Origin of the sequence: Clostridium sp. MCC353 (assembly GCF_018785315.1) — a bacterium.
Lineage (GTDB): Bacteria > Bacillota > Clostridia > Lachnospirales > Lachnospiraceae > CHH4-2.
Genome location: NZ_WQPN01000017.1, coordinates 26,016 through 50,128, shown reverse-complemented (window position 1 = coordinate 50,128; position 24,113 = coordinate 26,016). Strand labels below are relative to the sequence as shown.

Annotated in this window: 20 protein-coding genes; 1 reads left to right on the top strand and 19 read right to left on the bottom strand. The window is 49.5% G+C overall.

Annotation, left to right across the window (positions count from 1 at the left end):
• Positions 1-2: 2 nt before the first annotated feature.
• From GPL15_RS04330 to GPL15_RS04310, 5 genes are all read right to left on the bottom strand, one after another.
• A complete protein-coding gene (locus tag GPL15_RS04330) occupies positions 3-1,361 on the bottom strand; it encodes a uroporphyrinogen decarboxylase family protein (RefSeq protein ID WP_215696366.1) in 1,359 nt (452 codons plus the stop codon).
• Between the two features lie 25 nt (positions 1,362-1,386).
• Positions 1,387-3,069 (bottom strand): DUF5714 domain-containing protein, encoded by a 1,683-nt coding sequence (locus tag GPL15_RS04325; protein ID WP_215696364.1) that lies wholly within the window; start codon positions 3,067-3,069, stop codon positions 1,387-1,389.
• 99 nt (positions 3,070-3,168) lie between these two features.
• The gene (locus GPL15_RS04320; protein ID WP_215696363.1) at positions 3,169-4,065 is read right to left on the bottom strand and encodes an ABC transporter permease subunit; all 897 of its coding nucleotides are present in this window, start codon (positions 4,063-4,065) and stop codon (positions 3,169-3,171) included.
• 19 nt (positions 4,066-4,084) lie between these two features.
• The gene (locus GPL15_RS04315) at positions 4,085-4,894 is read right to left on the bottom strand and encodes an ABC transporter ATP-binding protein (RefSeq protein ID WP_215696361.1); all 810 of its coding nucleotides are present in this window, start codon (positions 4,892-4,894) and stop codon (positions 4,085-4,087) included.
• Positions 4,895-4,946: 52 nt separating this feature from the next.
• Complete coding sequence (locus GPL15_RS04310; RefSeq protein WP_215696360.1) at positions 4,947-5,996, bottom strand: ABC transporter substrate-binding protein; 1,050 nt, start codon at positions 5,994-5,996, stop codon at positions 4,947-4,949.
• 516 nt (positions 5,997-6,512) lie between these two features.
• Here GPL15_RS04310 and GPL15_RS04305 point away from each other — a divergent pair.
• Entirely contained in the window at positions 6,513-7,601 is a 1,089-nt protein-coding gene (locus GPL15_RS04305; protein WP_215696359.1) for an iron-containing alcohol dehydrogenase family protein, read from the top strand.
• A gap of 485 nt (positions 7,602-8,086) precedes the next feature.
• On the opposite strand, the gene GPL15_RS04300 is transcribed toward GPL15_RS04305, so the two are convergent.
• From GPL15_RS04300 to GPL15_RS04235, 14 genes are all read right to left on the bottom strand, one after another.
• Complete coding sequence (locus GPL15_RS04300) at positions 8,087-8,971, bottom strand: leucine-rich repeat domain-containing protein (RefSeq protein ID WP_215696357.1); 885 nt, start codon at positions 8,969-8,971, stop codon at positions 8,087-8,089.
• Positions 8,972-9,062: 91 nt separating this feature from the next.
• On the bottom strand, positions 9,063-10,883 hold the full coding sequence (gene larC, locus GPL15_RS04295) for a nickel pincer cofactor biosynthesis protein LarC (protein ID WP_215696356.1): 1,821 nt from the start codon (positions 10,881-10,883) through the stop codon (positions 9,063-9,065).
• Between the two features lie 36 nt (positions 10,884-10,919).
• Entirely contained in the window at positions 10,920-11,666 is a 747-nt protein-coding gene (gene larB / locus GPL15_RS04290) for a nickel pincer cofactor biosynthesis protein LarB (protein WP_215696354.1), read from the bottom strand.
• Between the two features lie 31 nt (positions 11,667-11,697).
• On the bottom strand, positions 11,698-12,456 hold the full coding sequence (gene larE / locus GPL15_RS04285; protein ID WP_215696353.1) for an ATP-dependent sacrificial sulfur transferase LarE: 759 nt from the start codon (positions 12,454-12,456) through the stop codon (positions 11,698-11,700).
• 12 nt (positions 12,457-12,468) lie between these two features.
• Entirely contained in the window at positions 12,469-13,008 is a 540-nt protein-coding gene (locus GPL15_RS04280; RefSeq protein ID WP_215696351.1) for an FmdE family protein, read from the bottom strand.
• Positions 13,005-14,678 (bottom strand): oligopeptide/dipeptide ABC transporter ATP-binding protein, encoded by a 1,674-nt coding sequence (locus GPL15_RS04275; protein WP_252198087.1) that lies wholly within the window; start codon positions 14,676-14,678, stop codon positions 13,005-13,007. Before GPL15_RS04275 ends, GPL15_RS04280 begins: the two co-directional genes overlap by 4 nt.
• On the bottom strand, positions 14,675-15,481 hold the full coding sequence (locus tag GPL15_RS04270; RefSeq protein WP_215696350.1) for an ABC transporter permease: 807 nt from the start codon (positions 15,479-15,481) through the stop codon (positions 14,675-14,677). The genes GPL15_RS04275 and GPL15_RS04270 overlap by 4 nt, the downstream gene beginning before the upstream one ends.
• The gene (locus tag GPL15_RS04265) at positions 15,478-16,443 is read right to left on the bottom strand and encodes an ABC transporter permease (protein WP_215696348.1); all 966 of its coding nucleotides are present in this window, start codon (positions 16,441-16,443) and stop codon (positions 15,478-15,480) included. Before GPL15_RS04265 ends, GPL15_RS04270 begins: the two co-directional genes overlap by 4 nt.
• 14 nt (positions 16,444-16,457) lie before the next feature.
• Positions 16,458-18,146: an ABC transporter substrate-binding protein gene (locus tag GPL15_RS04260; RefSeq protein ID WP_215696347.1), complete on the bottom strand. Its 1,689-nt coding sequence runs from the start codon at positions 18,144-18,146 to the stop codon at positions 16,458-16,460.
• Between the two features lie 291 nt (positions 18,147-18,437).
• Positions 18,438-20,123, bottom strand: coding sequence for an alpha-glucosidase (locus GPL15_RS04255; protein ID WP_215696345.1), 1,686 nt, complete (start codon positions 20,121-20,123; stop codon positions 18,438-18,440).
• A gap of 21 nt (positions 20,124-20,144) precedes the next feature.
• Positions 20,145-20,975 carry a PTS system mannose/fructose/sorbose family transporter subunit IID gene (locus tag GPL15_RS04250; RefSeq protein ID WP_215696344.1) on the bottom strand — a complete coding sequence of 277 codons (831 nt, stop codon included), beginning with the start codon at positions 20,973-20,975 and terminating at the stop codon, positions 20,145-20,147.
• Positions 20,972-21,790: a PTS sugar transporter subunit IIC gene (locus tag GPL15_RS04245; protein ID WP_215696343.1), complete on the bottom strand. Its 819-nt coding sequence runs from the start codon at positions 21,788-21,790 to the stop codon at positions 20,972-20,974. The genes GPL15_RS04250 and GPL15_RS04245 overlap by 4 nt, the downstream gene beginning before the upstream one ends.
• A 15-nt stretch (positions 21,791-21,805) precedes the next feature.
• Complete coding sequence (locus tag GPL15_RS04240) at positions 21,806-22,756, bottom strand: PTS mannose/fructose/sorbose transporter subunit IIAB (protein WP_215696342.1); 951 nt, start codon at positions 22,754-22,756, stop codon at positions 21,806-21,808.
• A 267-nt stretch (positions 22,757-23,023) separates the two neighbouring features.
• Positions 23,024-24,067 carry a LacI family DNA-binding transcriptional regulator gene (locus GPL15_RS04235; RefSeq protein ID WP_215696341.1) on the bottom strand — a complete coding sequence of 348 codons (1,044 nt, stop codon included), beginning with the start codon at positions 24,065-24,067 and terminating at the stop codon, positions 23,024-23,026.
• Positions 24,068-24,113 lie beyond the last annotated feature (46 nt).

Here is a 24,113-nt window from a genome sequence, read left to right as displayed (position 1 = left end):
GCTCAGCCCTTTCTTTTCTTGTCGACTGCAGCCTTAAAACAGGCTGTAAGTTCCGGGGTATCCGGCAGGATACTTTCGTACTTCACTTCGCCGTCCACACAGATGGTGGGAACCTGCTTGGCTCCCAGTTTCATCATGCAGGCAACCCCTTCTTTTTCCTTGATTTTATGTTCAATAATCGTAACCTGATCCATTAACGGAGCCGCCGCCACACGCACTGCCTCCATGTTATACTGGCAGGCCGCGCAGGATTCGGAATCCAGCGTAATGCAGTCGATGATCACCTTTTCCTCCGCCTGGTAATCCGGAAGCTCGTAAGTTACGCCGTCCATCACGTTGCCGCCTTCGAAGATATCTTCAATGTCTCCATGAACCGTTTTGGTCACCGCCTGCACATTTTCAACCGGTGTCGCATACGGCATATCGCAGCCGGGAGCCAGGATAAAGCCTTCGTGGCCGCCGATCTGCATACAGTTGGTGGCATCCTGCATGTTGTCATATGGGGTGCCGAACAGCATAGTCAGGGTCAGCTTAATGTTGCCGCCCACAGAAACCTGGTTCTTATGGCAGATATCCACCACGTATTCCAGCGGGATATTCTCATCCACGGATACATTATCCGCATGGATTTTACACATAGCTTCCACATTTCTCTTGGCATTGCCGCATACGAACATGGAACCCAGTTTTCCCCTTTCATGGATGTAATCAAAAACAGGAGTCACGTAAGGGCTGACGAATTCCTCGAAATTATCAGGAGAAATCTGAGAGGTCATGGGATCCACCAGGGCCACGATATCAACGCCTGCGTCTATGTACATTTTCGCCATGTTAATTGCCACCTTCTGGCAGAATTCCATGAGCTCTTCCACCTCTTCCGGCTCATCCAGCATATCGTAAAAAATGTCGGTGCCCTTTAAGTGCAGGGCCAGGGTAAATGGTCCGGTAATCAGGCCGTACACCGCAATTTTATCCCCTACCGCTTCCACGATCCTTCTGGTGGCGCCAAGGGCGATGGGAAGGCGTCCGTCATTTTCCGTTGGGATCTTTAAGTCTTCCAGGCTGGCCCCCTGCTCTAAAATGTGGGTGGATACCGCCGGTGGGTTGTCTTTCGCATAGGTGAGTTTACATCCCATGGCCTCGGCTTCAAGCTGTAAATCGAACATGGTGGGGATTCCGTCGGGATTGTAAAGCTCTACCGCTTTTAACACGCCGTTAACAATGTCCTCTTCGTTTTTAAAAAATGTTTCACAGTCCACTCCGATTAAGCTGGCCGCATGACAGCCTACAAAAGGCACCCACGGAATTCTGTCCACTTTTTTGCACTGCATGGCGTTTAACACCAATTCTTTCTGATTCATCTTCTTTCTCCTCCATCATTTTTCATTATTCATAAATATTAACCGGGCACCCCATGATCCTGTCCCACTGCCGGTACAGTTCCTGTTTAAAATCCCCGTGTCCATTCAGTATCAGAACAATCTTTGTCCTCACCATCAGATCCCTTTTCTTAGGCACATAGGGCTCAAACGACCACTGATCCGCCGTAGAATCAAAAAGGAACCATTTGTTTTCTATCTTAGCAAATCCCTTTCCTCTCAGCATGTCAACCGAAAGGCTGCTGATGAATTCCTTTAATTTCTCTTCCGATATATCCCCGTCACACTCCAGCGCATAGGATGCGGGACGGTTCCAGGGATGGTTGCTGGTTTCTCCCACATATCCGTTGTCCTCCAGATGTTCCTGCAGAAACTCCGCCGGCACATCCGAAAACATGGTTTCATACCGGAATGCATCGGGATTCAGCTCCTCAATCACAGCGCGTATCTCCTTCAAAGTCACCTCATTCACCAGGTCAATCTTATTGATAATGATAAAATTGCTGGAAATGATCTGATTCTGTATTGGCGTCAGCACCTTCACATGTTTTGTAAAGGATACGGAATCCACCACACAAATGGCCCCTTTATAATGATATCCACGTTCGATTTTACCCGTCAGCTCATCCAACAGGGTATGGATGCTGGACGGATCAGCCAGGCCTGAGTTTTCAACGATGAGGACGTCCACATCCAGCTTGGTAAACCCGATCAGGGTCTTTACAAATTCTCCCTTCAGGCAGCTGCAGAAAATGGATCCGTTGCTGATCTCGATCAGATGCATGCCCTCCCGTTCCACCAGAGTGCCGTCGATTCCCACGCCGCCGAACTCATTGACCAGAACCCCCACCTTTTTACCGCCCATGCCGGACAGCATCTTTTTCAGCAATGTGGTTTTGCCCGATCCCAGAAAACCGGAAATCAGATACAAATCGATATCACGATTCTCTTCCTCTGCGGTTTTCTTCGCAAAATCATCCAGCCCCTCTTTCCACTCTCCCGTCTCATCATGATACTGGATGCTGGACGGGTGCAGCTCACATTCGCACCGGATGTCCTCAGCCCCTTTGGCCGCTTCAATGATCACCGCTTCCTGTTCCTCTAAATCAGCCCTGCTTTTTGGGAAGAATGGGCACTGTTTCAGCTTGCATTCCCGGTTGTTTTTATAAAACCGGCAAATGACTTTATCCCTTTTTTCCAAATGGATTCCCAGCTCTTCTTCCAGGAAATCCACCGCCTCTTCAAATGCCAGATAGGTATTGCGCTTGCAGCACCTGGGGCCTTCCACCTCTGCGATCTTTAGAAGGCATCTTCCTGTCCCTCTGTTTGGAAGGGACCAGTTCTTCCCCTCTGTCTTGGGCGCCGCCTTCAGGTAAACGCTGGTAAAAATGCCGATGCCCACAGCAGCTCCGCAGTTGCCATAGTTCCCGCAAAAACCGCCCAGCACATTCTTTGCCCGTTCCAGCACCTGTTCCAAATCCTCTGCCAGCTGCCGGGCAGTCCTGTTTTCCATCTTATACACAACTGTCAGCATCACGGCCGGTATCATATAATGGTGAGGCGGACAGTGCATGGGCAGCCCGTCCAGGCTCATCACCCTGTCGGCCAGGTCCCAAATTGTCAGCGTCTCATCGGAATGAAAATATCCGGTGCAGATATCTGTAATCTCCTGATAAAAATCACGTTCCATAAAAACCTCCTTTATATCATTTAAGTATAAAAGCGTTTTCAACTCTATCTTTGAAATTATGTCATAAAATTTGTAATTTTTTTAGAACATATAAAATCTTTACCGGTTCCAGCGGATACATTTCTCCTCTAAAAAATCCAGAAACAGGTTGAGCAGCAGGATCACCGCCGCGGTCAGGATAATTCCGGCCAGCACACAGGTATAATTTCCATAATCGGCAAAATTTTTGATAAAATATCCCAGGCCGGAAGACGCGCCCATCATTTCCGCCATGGTCAGCAGCATAAATGAAGTGGATAGTGAAATGTGCAGGCTTTTCACCACGCCCGGAATCACATAGGGCAGATAGATTTCCGTAAAAAGATCCCATTTTCCCACCCTCATGCTCTTTATGGTGTCCTCCATGGTCTGCGGCAGAGAAGATACCATGAGAACCACATTCATAAACACCGGCCAAAACAGCCCCATCACCATCACGAATACGGATGCGCTCCTAAACGAAGGCATGACCGCCACCACATAAGGAGTGTAGATGATGGGCGGGATGCAGCAGGCGATTTTGGCAGCAGGAAGTAAAAATCCCCTCATCCGCCTCACCCGGCCCGACAAAATCCCCAGTGGAATGCCCAGGAAAAATGCAGCTCCGAATCCGGCCAATAGAAGCTGGAAAGACGAATATACCCCTTTTATCATCAGGCTGCGCTGATTTATGAAAACCTGGAATACGGCCCTGGGAGACGGGAGCAGAATCGGGTTCACCGCCGGAATCCAGTCTGTAACCAGTTCCCATAGGATCAAAACAGCGTAAAACCCTGCCATGAGGTCGCTGTTTGCCCTCTTTTCTCCCTTCCTTCTTATCAGATAAATGGCTTCGGCCGCGGTAACCATACAGGCGAATGCGGCCCCGCCTGGAACCTCATTGTTAACCGGAACAATCCCCATTACCAGAAGGGCTCCATAGAGGACATGAACCAGCCAGTCACATATCATTTTCATTTTCCTAAATCCTCCCGTTTCAGCGGCAGCCGCATCCTGCAAATTCCTGTGCCGGCCCCCGCTCTTTTCCGGCCTCATTTCCTTCATAGTACAGATCAATCAGTTGTTTTCGGATCACGCAGTATTCCTCTTCCTTCAAAATGGTATCAATTCCCCGGGGACGTTTAAATGGAATCTTAATATCAGCCCGTATCTTCTGCCGGTCCAAAAATATCACCCGGTCCCCCAAAAATATGGCTTCATCCACATCATGGGTGACAAATAGGATGGTCTTTTTCTTTTCTCCCTTTTTCCACATGGTTTCTAAAAGCTGCTGCAGCTCCATCCTGTTTTTCGGGTCCAGGGACGCAAACGGCTCATCCAGCAGAAGGAGTTCCTTATCCATAGCCATCATCCTGGCGATTGCGGCCCTCTGCCGCATTCCTCCCGACAACTGCCCCGGATATTTTTCTTTGCTGTCCTCCAGACCCACATAAGCCAGGTAACGTCCGGCCCGCAGCTCCCGTTCCGCCTTTTTCATATCCGGATGGGACTGGCGGATTCCGAACGTAATGTTCTTTTTCACCGTCATCCAGGGAAACAGGGAATTGTGCTGGAACAGAATGCCCGTATTCTCTCCCGGGCCAAAACAGGCGTTTCCATCAATGGTTATCGCACCCGATGTGACCGTCCTGAGGCCTGCGATCAGGCTCAGAAGCGTGCTCTTACCGCAGCCGCTGCCTCCCAGCGCCACCACGAATTCACCGTCTTCAATTGTTAAATCGATCCCGTCCAGCACACACTGCGTCTCTCCCGGATAGTGGAATCCGGCCTGCTTCAGTTCAATCATAAAACTCCTCCATACCGGAGCGGTTTTTGCGCAGATTTACACACAAACCTCTCTAAAAGTTATTCTCCTGATATTGTTTCTCCAGTTCTTTCAGCGTCTCATTATCCGGCAGCCGCTTTGCAAGCCCGTCCAGGGCTTCTTTATAAATGGTGATGTCCACATTTTTATCTCCGTCCCATTTACTGTCTTCCGGGATATCGCCGTTATTTTTCATCACTTCATAAAATGACATCACCTTATTCCTGGCCGGATCCATGGTTATCTTCATGGCCCCGTCGTAAAGGCAGTATTCCACATATTCCCTGTCCTGTCCTGAAAAATCCATCAGTTTCTTAACCGCCGTTTCCGGGTCTTCCAGGCACAGCAGGTAAGCCCGTAAGTTAGCGGTCTGGAATTTCACCAGGGCATCCCGCTTTTCGTCGATCACCTTTTGGGATGTGGTCTGGCGGCAGCACACCGCCCCCGGCATCACATCACCGATTGCAAATGCCTTAGTGAGCCCCTGCTTTCTTGCGATCAGGCCAAACCCGCTGTTTACAAATCCCGCATCGGCCGTTTTCTTCTGCACGGCCTCAATCACGCTCTGAAAGCCGTCCACTTCCACAAATTTCGTAGCGCCATCCACATCCATCCCCTGATCCCGCATCAAACTTTCCGCAATCATATGGCTGGTTTCCGGCCGCACACAGGCAATGGTAAGGCCCTCCAGATCTTCTAAAGATTTCACCTTATCCTTGTATTCGTCGGAGACCACCACTTCCCCGCCTTCTGCTATGGTTCCGCCAAATACCACGTAATCGCCGCCCTGGGCCGCAAATGTCACGGTAGGGATGATTCCCATAGGAAGCACGTCCATCTTGCCGGTTCCAATGGCGGTCAGTCCGTCATTTAAATTATTGATCTGTTCAAATTCTACTTTCAGGCCTTCTTCCTCATAATATCCCATCTCATGGGCCAGAACCACCATGGCCGCTTTTATGCTGGTTCCCATATTACCCACTTTCAATATCTCAGGTTCCCCGGCCTGTGCTGTTTTCCCGCATCCGCTAAGGCCCGCAGTCGCCATCAGCCCAAGCGCCAATAATACCGCTGTTTTTTTCATTGTCATTCCTCCCCGTTTAGCCGGAATACCGGCGCTGTTATACAAAAATAATACTAATACCGGCGAATTATTTTTGGTAATTTCTTTAGATTTTTTACAGATATTTTATCACTTAGGGGAATTTTCTCCTCTCTGCCGCCCGCAAACCGCCTTCCGGAACCGTCCAAATTTTGGGATTGACAAACACGGCAGCAGCCTTTAGAATATGAGTAAACCATCGAGACGGAGATAAAACCTTCAAAGGCGCCGTACAGAGAATGGGGCATAAGCTGAGAGCCCCGTGGAAAAGCCGGCTGGTAAATGGACCGTTGAGGGCCAGGGGAAATGTCATTTTGTAATTTGACAAAGTATCTGAGGACGTATTCCGGCGTTAACGGTAGGAAGTGTGATGGCATTTCTGGTTGAGTGGATTATTTAATCAAAAAAGGTGGTACCGCAGAATAACAATCTGTCCTTTTATCAGGGGCAGATTTTTTTATTTTAATCATATATCGTAAAATATCAGGAGGAATCAACATGGAAAATTACAGCATTAACCTGCCAAGCTATTCAATCGGAACCGACATTTATAAAAAAATCCCTGAAATATGCCGCCCTTACGGTTCCCGCATCATAGCCGTCGGCGGACACCGGGCCATGGCCGCAGTTCAGGAACAATTGACGGAGGCTGTGGCAGGAAGCGGCCTTGAAATATTAGATTTTATCTGGTTTGGCGGGGAGTGCACCTTTGAGCAGGTCGACCGGCTGATGAATCTTTTACAGGTGCAGGAAGCGGATATGATTTTCGGAATCGGGGGCGGTAAAGCGTTAGATACGGCAAAGACCCTGGCAGTCAAGATGAACAAGCCGGTATTTACATTTCCCACAATCGCGTCGAACTGTGCGGCCTGTACCAGCGTATCCATCATTTATAATACGGACGGCAGCTTTAAACAGCCGTTTTTCTTCCCAAAACCGGCCCAGCACGCATTTATACAGACATCTGTGATCGCCAACACCCCCACCGAATACATGTGGGCCGGTATGGGAGATACTTATGCCAAATATTTCGAAAGCACCATTTCGGCACGGGGAGACGAATTGGTTCATTATATTGCCATGGGCGTTGGCATGAGCCATCTGTGTTACGAACCCCTGATGAAATATGGAAAACAGGCCCTGGAAGATCAAAAGACCGGCGTATCTTCCTATGCGTTTGAACAGACCGTTCTGTGCATCGTGGTCACCACCGCTCTTGTATCTAACTTTGTAACCGCAGATCACCGGATTGACTACAATACAGGGTTGGGGCATGCCGTTTATTATGCGCTGACTTCATTTCCCCATATTGAAGAAAAGCATCTTCACGGAGAGCTGGTATGTTACGGAATCCTCCTGCTGCTTCTGATCGACGGACAAAAAGAGGAGTTTGAACGGGTCTACAATTTCAACAAGAGCGTGAAACTGCCAATATGCATGGCGGATGTGGAAATTACGGAAAATGATCTGGAAGCCGTGGTAAAACAGGCTATTTCCATGAAAGATATTGAGCACAATCCTTATGAGATTACGGAAGAAATGTTGATGGGGGCTGTGAGGGAACTGGAGGGATGTTTGCTTCAGTAGAAATGGAATTTAATTAGTGAAAGTTACGCAGGAAAACAGGACGCGGGAGCCGAGGCCGGGCCGGATGTCTGGAACCGGGCTAAGGGGAATCCCTCGGGGATGAAAACCGGCTTTCAACCGTAAGTTAAACTAAGGCTAAGGGGAGCAAAAGCCGGTCCGATGCACCGGCTTTTGCTCCCCTTAGCCTTACAGCCGATATTGGGATGAGCTGGCCCGCCTTATAAGCCTAATGCCAACAAACACATAACTAATAAAATGTACTTACCCTGATTATTTGTTTTTCTCGATATACTGGATTACATGAAACCAGCCATTATTTTTTGCAGGAAACTGGTAATATCATAATAGGTCTCGTCTTTATTTGAAAAGACTGTAAAGTTGGGAAACAGTGAAATGATATGTTCGAATCCTGCTTTTAACTCATACAATTCCAACACTCCCAAAATGTGGGGAATAAAGGGGACCGCCAGTGCATTAAAAGGATTTTATCTTTTTATATTCAACCCATCCATCCCGTCTGCCACGGACCAGTCCTCCACCTCTGTTTTCAATGCGAACAGATATTCCAGATCCTTCATATTTTTCAGAGCGGACAGATCAGAAACCGCTGTTTCAGAAATGTCCAGAATCTTCAGCTTCGTCATTCCGGCCAGGGGGCTGATATCTAAAACAGGGGTCTGCTGAATCATCAGGGTTGTCAGGCCGGTCAGATCTTTCAGCGGTTCCAGATCTTCGATGGGGTTGCCCCAGAGCCATAATTCCTTCAGGCCTGTCATGGTTTTAAGAGGGCTGATGTCGTCTAAATCATTCTGGGAAAGGTCCAGTGAAGTGAGCTGTGTGAGTTTTTCGATCCCGTTAATATCCGTAAGTTTATTATTCCACAGCCACAACCGTTCCAGCCAGACGATTTCCTGAAATCCGGAGGCATCCGTAATAGCGCTTCCATAAATCCCAAGTTCCTTTAGCTGATGAAAGTTCTTAAAATCGGCCGGAGTTTTGATCGTGCCTGCCAGAGTTTCATCATAATAATACCGGATGGCCAATTGCTCCCGGTTTTCCATAAAACCGGCGCCGTCTTTATCTTTACCATTAATAAACAGGCGGTCATCTCCATACAAATCCACAGATGTGATGAAGTCCAGATCTGAAATGCTGATATCGCCTTCCGGTTTTTCCAGAAATTCCCGGATCAGCTTTTCTACCGCCGGATCTTCCCATTGGACGGCCTGGCCGGTTTCTTCCGTTGTGGTTTCCGATTGGGATATTGCAGTTTGGGGCTGAGATTCCTGGCCCTTTGACCCGTTGTTGCAGGAACTCATTGTTATGACGATTGATAATCCAATTAAAATTTGTGCTAATTTCCTTTTCATGGACAAGACACCTCCTTTAAGATAAGATAACTCACCCGGAACACTTTGCGTCCAGGTGAGTTCTTTTGTATGGGCGGCGCAGTCAGCAGCTTTATAAATACCTGTGAATTAATTGTTCCGCTTCTGCCAGAGATATCCCTTTTTCCCTGGCAATACGCGCCATATCCTCGTATTCTGTTTTCCGTCGTTTCACATCCCAGCCGCTGCTCTCCTTAATATGGACAGTTCCATACTGGGTCTCCACGCTTTTTATCTCCCGCTTCAGCGTATATCTGGCACAGTTGTATTCCCGCACGCCCAATGTTGTGGTATGCCGGAATAAAAGCCTTACCATTTTTTCTTTGTCCTTTGTTCTGCACATGCACACAAGCATCACTCCGGGACGGTTTTTCTTCATTCCAATGGCCACCGTATAAACATCCAGCGCCCCTTCTTCCATCAGCCTTTCCTGGGCAAATCCTATGGCCTCAGGCGTCATATCGTCCAGGTTGCAGCAAAGTTCGGACGCCTCATCTTTTGAATCCCCGGTTTCTCCCAGCATAGCCCGGACACAGTTGGCCCTTTCAAATTCCTTCTTGCCCATGCCGTACCCGATTTTAGAAACCTTCATAACCGGCATGGAACCGAATTTGGCTGAAAAATGCTTCAACAGCGCAGCGCCCGTAGGAGTACAGAGTTCTCCTCTGACCTCGCCTCCATAGACCGGCACATCTTTTAAAATGCAGGCAGTTGCCGGAGCCGGTACAGGCAGGATTCCATGGGCACATTTCACCTGGCCGAATCCCACATGGACGGGAGAGGTAATCACCTGATCGGGGGCTAATTCATTCATCAGCATACAGACGCCCGTAATGTCCGCCACCGCGTCCAAAGACCCCACTTCATGAAAATGAATCTGATCTACAGGCATTCCGTGCGCATGGCTTTCCGCTTCCGCAATCAGTTCATAAACAGCCAGCACATCCCTGCGCACCTGGTCCGGAAGGTCGAAATGCCCGATCATATGCCGGATTTCGTGCATTCCCGTATGATGATGATGCCCCGGGCCATGGCTGTGGCCGTGGCTATGGTCGTGGCTATGGTCGTGGTTGTGGTCATGGTCGTAACTGTGCTCATGGTCGTGACCGTGGTTGTGATCGTGACCGTGGTCGTGGTCGTGACCGTGGTTGTGGTCGTGACCGTGGTCGTGCTCATGGTCGTGGTTGTGGTCGTGGTTGTGGTCGTGCTCATGGTCGTGACCGTGCTCATGGTCGTGACCGTGCTCATGGTCATGGCCGCAATCTGAATGGTTTAAATGCATCGGATCATCATTCCCATGGCCATGTGCAGTACAGATATACTCATCAGGATCATGATAATTTGATGCACAAACATGATCATGGTTATGTTCTGATAAAGTTTGATCATCATGGCCATGTTTATGTTCCGCACAACCTTGATCATCATGACAATAATGGTCATGCTTTTGCTCTGCACAGCCTTGATCATTATTGTCATGATGGCCATGTTTATGCTCTGCACAACCTTGATCATCATGGCCATGATGGTCATGTTTATGTCCTGCACAACTTTGATCATCATGGTCATGATGATCATGTTCTATGCAGCTTTGCCCCTCATGACCATGATGATCATGATAGTGTTCATGCGCTCCATGCCCATGCCCCATATCATGCAAATGCGCATGCCACTCATCCAGGCTCTCTTCTTCCTCCCCATTAATCACCACCGACACATGAGTTCCGGTAATCCCGCATTTCACAGCCGGTTCAGCCGTAACCTTCACCCCCGGAATCCCCAACTTTTCAAATCTCTCCAAAAATCCGTCCCGGTCCGGGTGCAGTTCCAAGAGAGCAGCCATCAGCATATCTCCTGCTGCCCCCATATTACACTCCAAATATAACGTTTTCACTGATTTACCTCCTTTTATGCCTTATCTGCCGTCTCTCTACATGTGATTTATCATACTCCCCAGATAACCAGCGCCGAAACCATTGTCGATATTCACCACACTGACCCCGCTGGCGCAGGAATTCAGCATGGAAAGAAGTGCGGAAAGGCCGCCAAATGAAGCGCCGTAACCGATGCTGGTAGGCACTGCGATCACAGGGCAGTCCGCCAGGCCGCCGATCACGCTGGCAAGAGCCCCCTCCATTCCGGCGATAGCGATTATCACCCGGGCGTCCATGATCTCATCGATATGGGCGAACAGGCGGTGAATCCCCGCAACCCCCACATCGTAAAGGCGGACCACCTCATTTCCCAGAGCCTGCGCGGTGAGGGCGGCTTCCTCTGCCACCGGCATATCGCTGGTTCCTCCCGTCGCCACCACGATCTTGCCGATTCCATCCGGCACGGGCATCTGCCCTGCAATCCCCACATGGCCCATTTCATAATACTCCATGGGAATTGCATTTCCCACAATCCCTGCCGCTTCCGGGTTCATTCTGGTGATCAGGATCGTTTTCTGCCCCTGTTCCAGCATAGTGGAAGCGATTTTAATGATCTGTTCCGGCGTTTTCCCCGCGCCGTAGATCACTTCAGCGATTCCCTGTCTCAGACTTCTGTGGCTGTCAATTTTAGCAAATCCCAGATCCTGAAATGGTTCTGTTTTCAGGTTGAACAAGGCGTCCTCCACTGAAATCGAACCGTCCGCTACCTTCTGAAGCATTTTCTTTATCTCATTTTTCTCCATCTTTACCTCCATCCATTCTGTTTAACGTCCCTTAATCTCCCGGCCTTCTTCCGGCCATATCCAGCATCACCGCGCCAAAATACGCTCCTACCTCTTTACAGACCTTTTCCCGCAGTTCAAACATTTTTCCCATCTGGTCCTCCGGGACCTGGATTCGGGCCATTCCATCTAAAACGCGCACTCTGAAATCCGTAAATCCCAGGTCGAATAAAGCGTTTTCCGCCATTTCCACCTTCGTCAGCATCTCTTCCGAAATCCTCTTTCCTGCCGGTATTCTGGTGGCGAGGCAGGCATATGCCGGTTTGTTCCAGGTAAAAAGCCCTGCTTCTTTCGAAAGGCGCCTCACTTCCGCTTTGGTAATCCCACACTCTCTGAGAGGCGACCGCACTTCCATCTCCTTCAAAGCCCGCATCCCCGGCCGGTCCCCCGCATCATCGGACGCGTTGGTTCCGTCGATCAGAACCCGGTATCCGTCCTCAAACGCCCGCTTTTTAAGCGCGCCGAACAGCTCTGATTTGCAGTAATAGCACCGGTCCGCCGGATTGCCGGCCACCGTCTCATGGGACAGGATGTCCAGCTCAATTACGGTCATCTCCACCCCCAGCCCGGCACAAAGCCGTTTTGCATCCTCAAATTCAAACTGGGGCTGAAACGCAGTTTTAATATAATAAGGCCGTATCTCTGCGCCATAATGAATCCCGGCGTACAAAAGATAAGAAGAATCCACTCCACCGGAAAATCCCAGGGCTGCCTTAGGGTTTTCTTGAAAAAATTGATTTAAACCGGTCATTTTCCCCTCCAATCAGACGTTAAAACGGTCATAAGCAGCATAACAGTCCAGGCAGAGCTTCTGATCTCCCTGAAGGCGGAGCATGTGCTCGGCGGTCATTTCTCCACAGCAGTCACAGGTGTAGGACTGGAACAGCCTGGCCCGTTCCGGTAACTGGTAAGACGGCTGCTTCACTGTAAATAAATCTTTTGGATCACTGGCCTGAAGAAACTGAAAAGATTCCTCCTTTGACTGGAATTTAGGGCGTTCCTTCAGCACCAGGCGGACGGCTTCTCCGGTCTTTCTGTTATAGAACGAAAATGCCTGTTTTCCCCTCATATGGAACAGCAGATTGCCTTTGCCGATGCTGCATCCTAATATCACCTGAATCGCGTCCACCCCGCAGGCGTCATTTTCTGAAATGCACACCACTTCCTCATCTTCCGAAAAATCCAGTTTTAACAGATCCATGGCATATAAGGCCGCTTTGTAGCCGATGGTTAAGCCCCCGCACACGTGGCCGTGAAACTGGGCGCATTTGTTCCATAACTCTCTATTCTCATCTCTCATCATTCAAACTCCTCCATCTGGTAAATACTGCACTCTATATTATCCACTACCGGTTCAAAAGGCCTCAGTTTTCCGTCTTTCAGCAGATAGATCCGGTCAGACACCTTGGCCGCGCAGGCCAGGTCATGGGTCACCATCAGCATGCTGAATCCCATTTGGTTCTGCAGGCCCTTTAAAAGCCTGAGCACATTGGCCTTGCTGGAAGGATCCAGCATAGACGTTGGTTCATCCGCTATCAAAAGGGACGGTTTCATGGTCAGGGCCCGGGCCACTGCGGCTCTCTGCTTCTGGCCTCCGGACAGCTTTCTTATTTTCATTTTCAAAAAATCATCATGGTCTGGCAGGCCCACTTCCCTGAGGGCCTTCCTAACCGCATCCCGGATCTCTGGCTGCCCGGATAAGAACAGCGGCTCTCCCACTGCCTCCAACACGGTCATCCCGGGATTCATGGAAGCGTTGCTGTCCTGAAACACCATCTGAAGCCCATGTTTCATGCGGTGCAGCTTTCCATAATCCACAGGCTTTCCCTCAAACAGGATCTGCCCTTCAAACTCATCGGAAAATCCCCCCAGGATTCTGGAAAATGTGGTTTTTCCCACCCCGGACTTTCCAACCAGTGAAACGAATTCTCCATGTCCGATTTCAAGCCCGGCATCCTTAATCACTTCCTGTTTTCCAAACCTTTTTCTGATGTGCTCCGCCTCCAGAAGGGTGACGATTCCGCCCCGGTTACAGGCCACATAATGCCCTTCCTTCCACTGGGTAAGCTGCGGTTTTTCCGTCTTGCAGGTTTCCAGCCTCTGGCTGCACCTGGCGGCAAACGGACACCCGCCCCCCGGCTCCTCCCCCGCCGGACGGATTCCCCATATATCCCTAACCAGATTGATATCCATGGAAGAGCGGATCAGCCCCTGGGTGTAGGGATGTTTTGGCCGGTTCAGCACATGAGCCGTATCCCCCATCTCCTCCACCGTTCCGCCGTATAAGATCAAAATCCGGCTGCTCAGTTCTTTTGCCAGACGCAGATCATGGGTGATCAGCAAAAATGCGGTGTGATACCGTTCATTCATCATCCTGATCATCTCCATAAATGCCTTCCTGGATTTGGCGTCCATAGAGCTGGTGGGTTCATCCAGGATCACAAGCCTGGGCGTCAGCGCCATGGCATTGGCCAGCAGAAATTTCTGGGCCATCCCGCCCGACAATTCCCCCGGATACCGTTCCAAATCCCCGGGGTCCAGCCCCGTCAGTTCCATCAGATGTTCCATTTTCTCCCGGTGCATTTCTTTGGGGAATTTCTTGATTAAAGTCTCGGCCAGTTGTTCCTTCAGCTTCATGGACGGATTCAGCCATTCCCCCGAATTCTGGAACACGATGGAAAATGCCTCCATCCTGATCTTCTTCCGTTCTTTCTCTTTCATATTATATACGCAATATCCGGCTGTGACAACCTCTCCCGACATCCTAAAGTCCCCTTCCAGCAGACAGGCTAAAGCCCGGGCCAGGGTGGTCTTGCCGCTGCCCGATTCCCCCGCCACCGCCAGGATTTCCCCCTCTTTCATTTGGAAAGAACAGGGGCCCAGGGTAAAGCCCGGATAAGAAACCTCCAGCCGGTCTACATTCAAAACTTCGTTCCCGGAAGCGCCGGTCCATTCATTCACGTTATTATTCAATTTCTTTCCTCCAACAAATAGTTCTCAGCCGCCTGGGAGAGAAGCCGCAGGCATAAAATGGTAGCCACCAGCATTGCTACCGGCGGAACCAGCCACCACTTCCAGTACTCCGTAAAATAGATTCCCGAAAAGGAAGCCGCCTTCTGTATCATCAGCCCCCACGACTTGGCCAGCGGATCGGAAAGCCCCAGGTAGGCCAGAGACGATTCCTGGACAATGGTCTTTCCTGTCACAGCGATGGAATTGACCAGCAGAAGAGGAAATACCTCCCCCAGCATATGTTTCCTCACAAGATACCAGGGCCCCGCCCCATAGCTCTTCGCCAAAAGGGTGTATTCCCTCTTTCTCACCGACATCACCTTGGCCCTCACCTGTTTGGCGATGGGCGCCCAGGAAAATGCAGAGATAATCCAGATAATATTCCAGATACTCTGCCCCCAGAACGCCCCAATCACAATCATAATTGGAAGCTGGGGAACAGAGAGGAATACATTGATCATAAAAGAAATGACCCAGTCCGTTCTGCCGCCCCGGTATCCTGACAGCACCCCAAGGATTCCTCCGGCCAGAAATGAAATACAAGCCGTTATCACCCCTGTCATCATGCTCAGGTAAAATCCCTTGGATATCTGGGCAAATATATCAATCCCCAGATTGTCCGTCCCCAAAAGATGCAGGGCCGACGGAGCTTCTAAGGAGCCGCCCGAAGGGATGACCGGGCTGTGGGGGTACAGTGTGAGGCCATACAGGCAGGCCGCCGCCAAAACAGCCAGCATAATCAAATATCTCCTGATCCGTTTCACATCCGTTCCTCCCTGTCCGCACCCGCATTTATCACATCAGCCAGAAACAGGCTGGCCAGCACGATTGCTGCTGATAAAAGGAAAAATCCCTGAATCATCACATAATCCCGGTAGCGCACCGCCTCCCGCATCACAATTCCCAGCCCCGGATACGCAAAAACATTTTCCACCAGAAGGGTGCCCCCCACAGCGGTTCCCACGCTGAGGAAAAACCGGGCCACCACCGGCGTCATGCCGTTTTTAAAGATGTATTTCCACCTGATTCTCCTCTCCTTTAAGCCTTTTGCCCTGGCGTTGAGAAGATAGGGCTTGGACATCACCTCCAGGAAGCTGGCCCTGGCCGTAAAATAAAACCTGGGCGTCATAACGATCACCAATGACAACACCGGAAGAAGGGCATGCACCAATAAATCCGCCCCTTTTTCCAGAACGCTTTCATAGCGGGCAAAAGGGACCGCCCCTCCCGAAAGAGGAATCCAGGAAACCCTGGACGCGATCAGAAACAGCAGCAAAAGTCCTATAAGGAATGCCGGAATCTCCGTAAGCGCTGACAAAAGCTTATAGACGGCCTTATCAAAATGGGTCCTCTGCATGCCGAAAAGGGCCAGCCCGGTTCCGATCATCAAACTCAGGATCAGGGCTGCTCCCATTATGGAAATGCTCCAGGGCAGACGCTCTTTTAACACATCTGCCACCGGTTTTTTATAGTGAATGCTCAGTCCCAGATCGCCTGTCAGATTCTTTTTAACCGTATCCGCAAACTGGATTCCAAGCGGTTTATCCATGCCGTAATAGCTGCGCATTTCCTCAATCTGCTCTTTTGAAAACTCCACGTTCATATCCTCCCCCGCCACGGAAGAGGTATAGACAAAAGGGTCTCCCGGCATCAGGCGGGGAATAAAGAAATTAAATATGTAAATAACCAAAAATGAAACAATAAACAGCACTGCCCGCTTTTTCATGATTCAAACATCCTCTAACGTTCCATAAAAGAAAGACGGTTTTGTTCCGCCTGCTGATAGGCATACGTCTTCATCCATCCGTCAAAGTAATCCTTTCTGTACATGGAATAAGAAGACTTATTGGCAACCACAATCAGAGGAACTTCTTCACTGACAAGGGCTTCCAGGTCTTTAAACATCTGCTTTCTGGCTTCGAAATCCACTTCGTACATCTGGTCTTCCGCCAGTTTTGTGATTTCCTCATTGCTGTAGCCGATGGGGCCCATGGAATGGGGATTGCCGCCCTGATTCTTGGATTTATCCGAAAAAATTGTTCTCATATATTTAGGCGGATTGTTGCCCCAGCCGCCGTTTCCTACCAGAGCCAATTCGTAATCACCGCCATTTACCATATCGTCCCGTGTGGCGGAATCATAAGCGGCCACATTCACTTTCACGCCAGCCGCTTCCAGGTTCAGCTTGATCAGTTCCGCTATGGCCACATCGTCCCCGCTGTCGGCGGCAAGCAGGGTCACTTCAATCCCTTTACCGTCAAAGGCCGCCTTTGCGGTTTCCGGATCATACTCATACCGGACGCATTTATCATTGTAATAAATACTTCCCTCAGGCACATAACCGGCGCTTCCCACGCTTCCCGCACCTCTGAATACCTTATCCACCACAGCCTGGCGGTCAAGGGCCGCATAAAGGGCTTTTCTCAGGCCGGTATCCAGGAAATCAGGACATTTTTCAAAGTTTATTAACAGTTTATATCCCATATCGTTGGCCTTTTCCACAATTCCGATGGAAGAATCCCCGGCATACCGGTCCTTTAAATCAGCAGGCATGGAAGTGATGTCGATCTCCCCGTTTTCAAATGCCAGCAGAGGATCGCTGACAGGAACAAAAAGCACCCGTCCGGCGGCCGGTTTCCCGCCTTTAAACCCATCAAACGCGGTAAGTTCATAGCTTCCCGTCGCCCCGTCATATGCGGTGCACATATAAGCCCCGCTTCCGGTCAGATAGCCGTCTCCCGTGTAGGTATTGGGATCTTCCACCTTTTCCCATACATGTTTGGGGATGATCACAAATGAACCTACATTGGTAAGCGTATCCGCCATGGATTCTTTCACTGTGATCGTGATGGTGCGGTCATCCACAATGCTGTAATGATCTACAATAAAGCTGTCTCCTGTACCCAGATAATTGGAAACCGGAGTATGTTCTTTATAATAGTCAATGGAAAAGGCCACATCTTCCGTTGTGAGCGGTTCGCCGTCATGGAACGCGGTATCCGGATATAAGGTAAATGTATAGTCATTGCCCTCAATCGTCCATGATTCTGCCAGCCAAGGGATATCCCCGTTCTCATCTTCATCGATCAGACTGGCGAATACCAGATTCATCTTGGCCGTGCCAGGCCCTCTGGATGCGTTTAAAAATGGGCTGGGCGCTCCCCAGTCCGTACCGCCTTCCAGTTTCAGGGTATCAACCAGATAGCCTTCTGTCTCTTTAGATTCTTTGGATTTCTTTGATTCTTTTGTTTCTTTTGCTTCCGCCCCGCCTGTTTCCGCTGCCGTATTCTGATCTTTGCCGGCCTGTGTGTTTTCCTGGACCGCTGTCTTTTCAGCCGGCGCCGACGCATTCTTTCCAGCGCATCCTGCCGCTAAAACCGTTATAAAAGCTGCGCCCAGCAAAACCGCTGTTTTTCTTCTTAATCTCATAGTATCATCCTCCTGATGTCTTTTCCGTCAGAGTGTGTTTGAAACTTGCTGTCCTTCAAACCCGCTCACGCTTCTACACGTTTTTCCCTCGATTGCTACAGCAAACATTGCTAATAAAAGGAACAAAAAAACCACGAAAGCAGCACACCTGTTACGGTGTGTTTCCCTTCGTGGTACTGAATTCATCTTCCTGATGATAATGAAAGTATTTTACCATAATATTGGTAAATTTGCTATGGGTTTTTATGCAAACGTTTGGCGCAAACCCAAGAACAAAGAATCCCGGTTCTCTCAATTAGTTTCCACCCTCACCATAAATGCCTCGTAAGGCCGGAAACTGCCTTCCAGATCCGTACGGTCATAATTGCTGATTAAAAATTCCGTCTTACCTTTTCCATATTCAGCAAGAGGTTTCATGGACCGTGCTTCTTCCGACATGTTTGCCCCCACCAGCCAGGTCTCCTTATCCGTATGGCGGAGATAGGCAAAAATATATGGATCATCTTCCAGAAGAAGCGTATACTCCCCTTCCGTCAAAAGCGGTTCCTCATGGCGCAGTTTAATCAATTTCTGATAGTAATAAAAGATCGAATTTTTATCTTCCAGCGCCTTCTTTACATTGATTTCCCGGCTGTGGCCGCCAATCTGAAACCATGGTTTCCCGGTGGTAAACCCAGCCTGTTCCGTGTCGTCCCACTGCATCGGAGTCCTGGCGTTGTCCCGGCTTTTATTCCACACAGCCTTTAAAAAATCCTCCGCAGAAATGCTCTGATCCCGGATCACCAGCTCCTGGTAAGCGTTGCGTACCTCAATGTCCTCGTAGTCTTCCAGCTCAAACTGCACATTAGTCATGCCGATCTCCTCGCCCTGATAAATATAAGGCGTTCCCTGCATTCCATGAAGTACGGTAGCGTAGGCCTTTGCGCAGACTTCACGATACTCTTTATCATTTCCCCATCTGGAAATGACTCTGGGCTGGTCATGATTTTCAAAATACAGAGCGTTCCACCCTCTGCCGTAAAGGGTCGTCTGCCAATGGGACATCACCCTTTTCAGGTCCCGCAGATCGAAGGGTTTCAGCGCCCACTTGCGGTTGACAGAGCCCGGCACCCGGTCAATGTTCATATGCTCAAAGGTAAAAATCATATCCAGTTCTTTCCGCTCCGGAGCCGTAAAAAGTCTTGCTACGTCCGCCGTGGAACCGGGAGCTTCTCCCACGGTCATACAGTCGTACTTCGACAACACCTCTTTATTCATCTCCTGGATAAATTCATGAAGACGTGGCCCGTTGGCATGGTATTTTCCGGTATAATATTTCCGGCCCGGTTCCTCTTCATAATCCGGGAAATCCTGATCTTTGGAGATAGACGCGATCACATCCATCCGCCATCCGTCCGCCCCTTTCTCCATCCAGAAAGTCATCAGATCATAGACTTCCTGGCGAAGTTTTGGGTTTTCCCAGTTTAAGTCCGGCTGCTTGGTTCCATAAAAGTGAAGATAATACTGTCCCCGCTCTGGGCAGTACTCCCAGGCGCTCCCGCAGAAGCTGGACCCCCAGTTGTTAGGCGGCGCGCCGTCTGCTTTCGGATCTTTCCAGATATAATAGTCACTGTAAGGATTATCCGCCGACTTCCGGCTCTCCACAAACCATACATGCTCATCGGAGGTATGGTTCACTACCAAATCAAGCACAATTTTAATCTGACGCTGATGGGCTTCTGCAATCAAACGCTCCATATCTTCATTGGTCCCAAACCCATCATAAATTTTCCGATAATCCCGGATATCATAGCCATTGTCATCCTGGGGAGAATCAAATACCGGGCTGAGCCAGATCACATCAATCCCCAGTTCCTTCAGATAATCCAGCCGGCTGATGACCCCCAAAAGATCGCCAAGACCATCTCCGTTGGAATCCTGGAAACTTTTTGGATAGATTTGATAAACCACCGCATTTTTCCACCACTTATCACTCATTACATTTTCCTCTCTCTCTTTCTATGCAATTCCCAAAAATGACAGCAGAATACTGAGCGCGATCACTCCAAGAATCAAAACGGTAATGCTGACATTTTTCTTTTTCAGCAGATAGTAGCAAAACAACGTAAGTCCCAGGGGCACCAGACCCACAAAAATCTGGTCCAGCATGGGCTGCAGGCTCAGGATTGATTCCCCATCCATGGTCAGTTCAAATGCCGAATGGAAGGTCACCATGGAGGCTGTCATGCCGCCCACCATAATCAGGCCTACTGTGCTTGCAGCTTTTGTCAGAATATTCATCAGCCCACTGGCGTATACCTTCTGGATATATTCCGATCCCAGCTTATATCCGAGAAAGGTTCCATAATACTTGACCAGAATGGACGGAAGATTGAACAGCAGCAAAAAGACAATTGGGGCAAGCACGTTGCCGGCTGCTCCCATTCCTACGGCGATACCGGCTGCAATGACCCGCAGCACGCCCCAGAAAATGGAGTCCCCGATTCCCGCAAGCGGCCCCATCAGACTGGATTTCACCGCATTTATGGAACCAGCGTCAAAATCCGGCTGCTCGCTGTTCTTTTTTTCCATGGAAGCCACCAGGCCCATAATGAAGGTGGAGCAGGTAATGGTGGTGTTAAAATAGGACATGCTTCTTGTGAGCGCTTCATTTTTCTTCTCCTCACTGTCCTTATAAAAACGGTTGATAAACGGCATCATGGCATAACAGAAGCCGCTTGCTCCCTGCTTTGCAGGACTAACCGCCGCATACAGGGTAAAAGAACGCCAGAACGCTTTCCTCAATAATTTTCTTTCTTCCGCCGGAATTGATTTTGTCAAACTGCTCATCTGAAAAATTCCTCCTCTTCCTGATCTAACCCATATGCGCTGTCTGCCTGTAAGGCCGGCGCTGCGCCTCCCATGGATGCCATCTGGTTAAACTTATAATCATTCATGCCGATTCCGATGGCAATAATAGCGCCGAGCACTGCCAGAGCCACCAGCGGGAGATTTAAGTATGCCGCCAGCACAAAGCCCAGAAAATAATAAATACAGATCTTGTTGTCCCACAGCATCTTCATCAACATTGCCATACCCACTGCCGGAAGCAGGCCGCCACACACGGTGAGTCCATTCATCACTACCTCGGGAATTGCCTCTAACAGCGCGCTAACCGCATTGGAACCAAACAGGATTCCCAGAAAGGCCACCATGGAATACAAAAACCAGTTTACAGCCCAAAGGCCGAAATGGAGAAACACAATCTGTCTTTGTTTACCTTGGGATGCCAGCAGGTCAAACCTCTTGGCAAACATACCTACCAGAAAAATATACAGAACCGTCTTGATCTGGAGCCCCAGAATCCCGATGGGCAGAGCCAAAGTCAAAGCCACCTCAGTTCCCTTGCCCAGCATAATTGCAAATGCCGTTCCCACCGCGGCAGCGATCCCCGGCTCCGCAGCAGACGCGCCGCCGATATTGACCACACCCATAAACACAGCCTCCAGCGCCGCTCCCACAATCACACCTGTATGTAAATCCCCAAAAAACAATCCCACCAACGGCCCGATGACGATGGGACGGTTCAACATGGTAAATCCGATCAATTCTCCCCCGCCGACACATACAAATACTGCCAGCGCTACCAAAAATGCCTGTAACATGGTATTCTCCTCCTTCTATTTCAACTTTCCAATCACATCTTTTACCAGTTTCCGTTCGTCACCGGGAACCTGCTGCATACAGGTATCCGGATCCAGCTCGATCAGTTTCTCCAGACACTCTGTCTCCTCCGGCGTTATCATGATGGTAGGGGTCAGCACTTTTTTCCTGGAAATGTCGATACCGTCAAACCGTCCTACATTGCCGATGTTCAGAAATCCGATTTCTCCTACGTTCTGGCGGATGGTAAGGGCGTCACGGATGGTCCGGGTCAGCACCAGAATCCGCATTTGGGAAGCCTTAGGATAATTCAGCATCCGGACCGCCTCGCCAACTGGTTTTACCAGCACCCGGATACCTGCCGGAACCGCCATCTGCAGCGCCATTTTCTGGGTTGAATCATTGGCAGCGTCATCATTGGCCACAATGATGCCTTCCACACGGAGCTGTTTTGTCCAGGTCATAGCCACCTGGCCGTGGATCAGCCGGTCATCCACCCGCAAGGCCGTAATCTTTGCCTGGGAATGTTCGAAGGTTTCAGACTGGGCAGCGGCCGCCGGCATATCCTCAGGTATCTTCTCTTCCGCCGCTTTTAATGAAATCAACTGCAGTTCCTTCCTCGATGACTCGATCCATTCTTCCAGTTCGCTGTCCGTCACATTCTCACCTGCCAGAGCTGCCTGAAGCAGAATTGGAAGATTTATTCCGGTAATCAGCGTTACATTGGGCCAGCCGGCGTACTGCATCATCTTCTGGTTGACGCTGCCGCCTTTCAAATCTGTAAATACCAACACGCGGTCTTCTTTATGACAGGAAAAATACTCCTGAAGGATCTGTTCCACATCTTCCTCCGGATTCACGTAAGCGTCAAGCGTGGTGATCTCCGCCATCTTCCCGACAACCAGTTCCAGTGTATAGCGAATGCCGGATGCCATTTTTCCATGAGTAGCTATCAGAATCTGCTTCATGTTTTACTCCTTCTCCTCTTTTTTTATTCAGTAGGTTATGTACATAACTTATCTTAAAACCACTATAACACTCCTATTCCATGGTGTAAATAGGTTATGTAGATAACCATCTAAACAGCAAAATAATACGCTATATTTTTGTGCATTATGTATATTTATTAAGATAATTCCAGCTTACTTTTACGCCAGACCGGCCTGCACTTACCCATACAAAAAAAGCGCAGGATTTTCTCCCGCACTTTTTGCAATGATTTTCATATTTCGCTTTCACTGTTTTTTTCCCTTTAAACCGCAGACACTGGTAGACTTGCGCGCCACCAGCGTCACCGGAAGCAGAATATCCTGTTCCAGACCGTCTTCTTTTTTATGAATCTGTTTCATCAGCTCCTCCACTGCCAGCTCTGCTTTTTTGTCCACATCCTGGCCTACGGTGGTGAGTCTCGGCACAGAGAAACGGGAATACTGGATATTGTCAAATCCGGCTACGCCTAAATCCTCCGGAACCCTGATTCCATGGTCATGAAAAAAGCTGATCGCTTCCATAGCATATAAATCAGAGAGGAAAAACAGCGCTGTGTCCGGCTTCATCCGCTGCAGCAGCCAGGCATAATTCTCCTGCCTTTTGGCCGCATTCATCCCAAGAGGCACAAACTGAAGCTTCTGCCCCTGACCCGCACATTCCGCCATGGCCTGTTCACAGCCAAGAAGTCTCTGGTGATCCACTCCGCTGTCTCGTCCGGCGCAGACCTTGATCCATTCATAGCCGCACTCCAGCAGATATTTTACCATCAGATAACCGCCCTCTCTGTCGTCCAGGGTAACATTGACAATCGGCGGTTTCATCCCGCCCCGTTCCCCATAGGCATCAATAGCAACCACTGGTTTTTTCGTAAGCTGATAAATCTTCTCACAGTTTTTGATGCTGGAGGACATCACAATCACGCCGTCAATATCCCAACTGGCCACCATTTGAAAGATCTTGTCCACATCCCGCTCCGAATAGATCATCAGATAGTATCCAAGTTCCCGGATCCGCTCCTCAATCCGCCCCAGTACCTTTCCATAAAACGGATCAGCCAGCAGGGAATCCCGAAACTCTTTATGATAATTCACCACTACCGCAATCAACTGGGAACTTTCGTTATTCAGCACGCGCAGTCCCATCTTCTGGACATAGCCCAGTTCTTTAATCAATGTATTGATTTTCTCGATTGTGGCCGGGGATACCTTGTTCGTCTTCCCGTGTATCACGTTGGAAACCGTGGTCGTACTCACCCCCGCCAGTTCTGCAATCTCCTTAATCGTAGCCATGCCTTTCCTCCGCCTTAGAGTGTGTTTGAAAATTCATTTCCGCCAT

Bases quoted from the DNA above. Each gene is read 5' to 3' on its own strand.
- GPL15_RS04320 (WP_215696363.1), bottom strand. From the start codon at position 4,065: ATGAAAATGATATGTGACTGGCTGGTTCATGTCCTCTATGGAGCCCTT.
- GPL15_RS04260 (WP_215696347.1), bottom strand. From the start codon at position 18,146: ATGAGATTAAGAAGAAAAACAGCGGTTTTGCTGGGCGCAGCTTTTATA.
- GPL15_RS04325 (WP_215696364.1), bottom strand. From the start codon at position 3,069: ATGGAACGTGATTTTTATCAGGAGATTACAGATATCTGCACCGGATAT.
- GPL15_RS04280 (WP_215696351.1), bottom strand. From the start codon at position 13,008: ATGATGAGAGATGAGAATAGAGAGTTATGGAACAAATGCGCCCAGTTT.
- GPL15_RS04265 (WP_215696348.1), bottom strand. From the start codon at position 16,443: ATGAAAAAGCGGGCAGTGCTGTTTATTGTTTCATTTTTGGTTATTTAC.
- GPL15_RS04240 (WP_215696342.1), bottom strand. From the start codon at position 22,756: ATGAAGCAGATTCTGATAGCTACTCATGGAAAAATGGCATCCGGCATT.
- GPL15_RS04235 (WP_215696341.1), bottom strand. From the start codon at position 24,067: ATGGCTACGATTAAGGAGATTGCAGAACTGGCGGGGGTGAGTACGACC.
- GPL15_RS04305 (WP_215696359.1), top strand. From the start codon at position 6,513: ATGGAAAATTACAGCATTAACCTGCCAAGCTATTCAATCGGAACCGAC.
- GPL15_RS04300 (WP_215696357.1), bottom strand. From the start codon at position 8,971: ATGAAAAGGAAATTAGCACAAATTTTAATTGGATTATCAATCGTCATA.
- GPL15_RS04315 (WP_215696361.1), bottom strand. From the start codon at position 4,894: ATGATTGAACTGAAGCAGGCCGGATTCCACTATCCGGGAGAGACGCAG.
- GPL15_RS04245 (WP_215696343.1), bottom strand. From the start codon at position 21,790: ATGTTACAGGCATTTTTGGTAGCGCTGGCAGTATTTGTATGTGTCGGC.
- larE (WP_215696353.1), bottom strand. From the start codon at position 12,456: ATGACCGGTTTAAATCAATTTTTTCAAGAAAACCCTAAGGCAGCCCTG.
- GPL15_RS04250 (WP_215696344.1), bottom strand. From the start codon at position 20,975: ATGAGCAGTTTGACAAAATCAATTCCGGCGGAAGAAAGAAAATTATTG.
- GPL15_RS04310 (WP_215696360.1), bottom strand. From the start codon at position 5,996: ATGAAAAAAACAGCGGTATTATTGGCGCTTGGGCTGATGGCGACTGCG.
- GPL15_RS04330 (WP_215696366.1), bottom strand. From the start codon at position 1,361: ATGAATCAGAAAGAATTGGTGTTAAACGCCATGCAGTGCAAAAAAGTG.
- GPL15_RS04255 (WP_215696345.1), bottom strand. From the start codon at position 20,123: ATGAGTGATAAGTGGTGGAAAAATGCGGTGGTTTATCAAATCTATCCA.
- larB (WP_215696354.1), bottom strand. From the start codon at position 11,666: ATGGAGAAAAATGAGATAAAGAAAATGCTTCAGAAGGTAGCGGACGGT.